The organism is Bacteroides sp. 51, assembly GCF_010500965.1.
Taxonomy (GTDB): Bacteria; Bacteroidota; Bacteroidia; order Bacteroidales; family Bacteroidaceae; genus Bacteroides.
In genome coordinates this window covers 1-1,918 of record NZ_QVMI01000077.1, presented here as the reverse complement: position 1 = coordinate 1,918, position 1,918 = coordinate 1, and the positions used below count along the sequence as shown (strand labels likewise).

1 pseudogene is annotated in these 1,918 nt (G+C 43.0%); it reads right to left on the bottom strand.

What is annotated here, in order from left to right:
- Positions 1–92 precede the first annotated feature (92 nt).
- A pseudogene (ltrA, locus tag D0T87_RS23460) lies at positions 93–1,499 on the bottom strand (group II intron reverse transcriptase/maturase).
- Positions 1,500–1,918 lie beyond the last annotated feature (419 nt).

The window sequence follows — 1,918 nt, the reverse complement described above, 5'->3', positions numbered from 1 at the left end:
AATCGAGTAGGAGGAAAATGAAATAGTTTCCTCCTATTTCATTTTCCGACCTCTCACACCACCACGCATGCCGTTCGGCACGTGGCGGTTCCTTAACTTCGATGCATTCGGCTGTATATTGCTACTATTGATGGATATCCCGCTTTGGCAAGATTGGAGTTTGTTATGGAGCGGCTTAGAATCCAGCTATTGGCTGTACGCCAATAGCCTTTCCGAGTATTCGCCCATTGCCATGCCCAATATTTACTGATACCACATCTTTGAAGATTAGCATATCTAGTCTTTACCTTCTTCCAACACTTCCAAATATACATACGGATTCTTCGTTGAAGCCATCCGTGAGTCTTCTCTATGAAAGACTTCATTTCGGCCATGCGGTAGTAGGAAATCCAACCTCGGATATAGGAAGTTAAACGATGTTTCAACCAACCATATCCCTTACCATTACTGCGGCAGGTTATATGCTTGAGCGTGCGTTTAAACTTTTCCTGATTCTGACGATGAACACAAAGACCAAGTCCTCTCTTTCCTCTTCAGTAGAAGGAATATCCCAAATATTTCTTTCCTGCTAAAGAGCCCACTACACTCTTCTCTAAGTTCACTTTCAAGAAAAGCTTCTTTTCGATAAAAGAAGAAATACTGTCACGAACACGAGTTGTAGCTCGCAAACTCTTTACCAAGATTAAACAATCGTCGGCGTAACGGACAAAAGGATGACCACGAAGTTCAAGTTCCTTATCTAATTCATTCAACAAAATGTTGCTTAGGATTGGACTCAAAGGACCTCCTTGGGGAACACCCTCGGTTGTCTCTTCAAATCGGTGGCTGACCATAACACCAGCATTCAGATAATGATGAATCAGAGAAATAACTCGACCGTCCTTTATAGTACGGGAGAGAATCTCTATCAGTTTGCTATGGTGAACCGTATCAAAGAAGCGTTCCAAATCCAGATTTACGCAGTAGCAATAGCCCTGATTAGAGTATTCTTGAACGCGTTTGAGAGCATCATGAGCACTGCGATTGGGACGAAAGCCAAAACTATTATTACTGAAGCTGCAATCATAGATTCCAACCAATACTTGACTTATGGCCTGTTGGAGAAAGCGGTCGACTACAGTAGGAATACCTAATAATCGTTTCTTGCCGTTTTCTTTGGGAATTTCAACCCGACGAACGGGGAAGGGACGATATTTGCCTCTCAATAGCATTGTAATCAATTCGTCTTTATGGAGGCTTAGGTATGGTAACAGTTCGCTCGTACCCATCTGATCGACACCTCCACATCCATTATTCCTTAAAACTTGACGATAAGCATCATTCAAGTTAGAAGGACTTAGGATGAGTTCCAACAAATTGCGTGTGCCTGTATGCACTTCCACAAGGTTCTCATCTATTATCCACTTAAAAGTGTGCGCTCCATCATAGCTTTCGGATGCCGTCCTATCATTTTGAGGGAAGCCAACCAAGGAGGTTGTTTTCTGCATTGATTCTTCCATTGGGTAATAAGGTAATAATGCTTGTTTAGTTAAAGTTCAGTCCTTCATCGGTTGCCGATTTTTTTTCCCTATCCGACTACTATGACTTCTGCTGACTTCTCATGGTTCGTTGTTACTGCTTGGCATAGCCTCGCCCATGAGACCTCCCCAGTTAAGAATGTATTCTTTCCATCTTATACCTGCTTGATTTACTCCGAGTGTTCCGAACAACTATAGGACTTTGTTTTGTTTTGCAAACTAATCCACACTCATAAGCCTTGATATCAAGTTTCTGTACGTCAGGCCAGATGTTTGCCGAAGGCTTCCTTTAGATTCCAACTCGCGATGGACACCCTTGCCGAAGGCTAGACACTTCCCGTTGTTAGGGCGTGTGAGGGACTTGCACCCATTAGAAGACACCCATGCTGGGCGAACAAAAA